Annotated in this window: 1 protein-coding gene; it reads right to left on the bottom strand. The window is 67.5% G+C overall.

What is annotated here, in order from left to right; genetic code table 11:
- The coding region (locus UK12_RS40760) for a citrate/2-methylcitrate synthase (RefSeq protein WP_442973939.1) at positions 1 to 155 on the bottom strand (155 nt) is incomplete at its 3' end.
- Positions 156 to 308: the final 153 nt, after the last annotated feature.

The following is a 308-nucleotide window of genomic DNA, read 5'->3' as shown; positions in this document are numbered from 1 at the left end:
GGGTTGAACTCGCCGTCCACCAGCAGGCCCCAGACGTGCCCGAAGGAAACATGACCGACCACGTCGTCGATGTCCACGCCTCGGTAGCGCAGTTCGCCGCCTTCACGGTCGGGCCCGGCGATCTCGCTCTCGAAGTCGACTACTCCCTCAAGCACGGGTACGACATCGGACACCAGACCGCTCCCGGGCTGCTGTGATGGCGTTCTCGTACTGCGCGCATGCCGCGCGCCGCCAGGGCCTGCCGATGGGGCCGCAGCGCGAGATCGACAAGGCCGAGACCGTGGTCGAGCGGTTCATGATCCGCTGGC

The sequence above is a fragment of the Saccharothrix sp. ST-888 genome (genome assembly GCF_000955975.1).
Lineage (GTDB): Bacteria > Actinomycetota > Actinomycetes > Streptomycetales > Streptomycetaceae > Kitasatospora.
Note: the sequence above shows the minus strand (reverse complement) of the source record. Positions and strands in the feature narration are given on the sequence as shown.